This is a genomic window from Streptomyces anatolicus, assembly GCF_019400875.1.
Taxonomy (GTDB): Bacteria; Actinomycetota; Actinomycetes; order Streptomycetales; family Streptomycetaceae; genus Streptomyces; species Streptomyces anatolicus.
The window spans coordinates 1-1699 of record NZ_WMBF01000789.1; the positions used below are offsets into that span (position 1 = coordinate 1).

At 72.2% G+C, this 1699-nt stretch carries 1 protein-coding gene; it reads right to left on the reverse strand.

The features are described 5' to 3' along the window. Positions 1-230: 230 nt before the first annotated feature. Positions 231-1595, reverse strand: coding sequence for an aspartate aminotransferase family protein (locus GKQ77_RS32470; protein ID WP_219692737.1), 1365 nt, complete (start codon positions 1593-1595; stop codon positions 231-233). Positions 1596-1699: the final 104 nt, after the last annotated feature.

The window sequence follows — 1699 nt, forward strand, 5'->3', positions numbered from 1 at the left end:
GGGTTCGCCTTGCGCGGGCGGGGGTTTGTCTTACGCCGGCCGAGGGGCAGCCGGGGCCGGGCCGGCCTCAGAAGGCCCAGGGCCCCCGCTGGGCGGCGCTCGCGCTCAGGGCGGTCTCGCGCTCAGGGCGGTGCTCGCGCTCAGGGCGGTCTCGCGCTCAGGGCGGCGCACAGGGAAGCCCCGCGCCGGCTGGGAGGGCAGCCGGCGCGGGGCTCGATGGGGGCGCGAGGTCAGGACACGTGCGCGTCCGCCTCCGTCAGCGCCGCGTCCAACGCCGCGAGCCCCTCCTTCGCCTCCGCCTCCGTGATGGTGCACGGCGGCACCACATGAGTGCGGTTCATGTTGATGAACGGCCACAGCCCGTGCTTCTTCGCCGCCGCGCCGAACGCCGCCATCGGAGCGTTCGCCTCCCCGGAGGCGTTGTACGGCACCAGCGGCTCCCGCGTCCGCCTGTCCTTCACCAGCTCAAGCGCCCAGAACATGCCGAGCCCGCGCACCTCTCCCACGCTCGGGTGCCGCTCGGCGAGGTCCGCGAGCCCCGGGCCGATCAGCTCGGCGCCCAGCCGCGCCGCGTTCTCGACGACCCCCTCCTCCTCCATGACCTGGATCGTGGCGACCGCGGCGGCGCAGGCCAGCGGATGCCCGGAGTACGTCAGACCGCCCGGGTAGGGCCGCCTCGCGAAGGTCTCGGCGATGGCCCCGGAGATCGCGACGCCGCCCAGCGGGACGTAGCCCGAGTTCACGCCCTTGGCGAAGGTCATCAGGTCCGGTACGACGCCCTCGAAGTGGTCCACGGCGAACCACTTGCCGGTCCGCCCGAAGCCGACCATGACCTCGTCGAGGATGAAGACGATGCCGTACCGGTCGCAGAGCTGGCGGACGCCCGCGAGGTAGCCGGGCGGCGGGGTCATGATGCCCGCGGTGCCGGGGATCGTCTCCAGGATGAGCGCGGCGATCGTCTGAGAACCCTCGAAGACGATGGTGTCCTCCAGGTGCTGGAGGGCCCGCTCGCACTCCTGCTGCTCGTTCTCCGCGTAGAAGCGGGAGCGGTACAGGAACGGCGCCCAGAAGCGGACCACGCCCGCCGCGCCGCTGTCGGAGGCCCAGCGGCGCGGGTCGCCGGTGAGGTTGATGGCCTGCTGGGTGCCGCCGTGGTACGAGCGGTACGCCGAGAGGACCTTCGTACGGCCCGTGTGCAGACGGGCCATGCGTACGGCGTGCTCGACGGCGTCGGCGCCGGCGTTGGTGAAGAAGATCTTGTCCAGGTCGCCCGGGGTCCGCTCGGCGATGAGGCGCGCGGCCTCCGAGCGGGCCTCGACGGCGAAGGCGGGCGCGAACGTCGTCATCGTCGCGGCCTGCTCCTGGATCGCGGCGACGACCTTCGGGTGCTGGTATCCGATGTTGGTGAAGACGAGGCCGCTGGTGAAGTCCAGGTAGCGGTTTCCCTCGTAGTCCCAGAAGTACGAGCCTTCGGCGCCGGCGATGGCCGGGGGGTCGATGAGTTCCTGTGCGGACCAGGAGTGGAAGACGTGTGCGCGGTCCGCGGCCTTCACGGCGGCGCCGACCTGCGGGTTCGGGTTCGGCTGAGGGGTCATGGGGCCGAGGGTAAATGTCCACGGTGTGGACGGGACATGGGCGTCCTGTCTGGCGTCGGGGGCGGAACCCGACAGAGTGTCGGGCCGGGGGGCCTCAGCGGGGG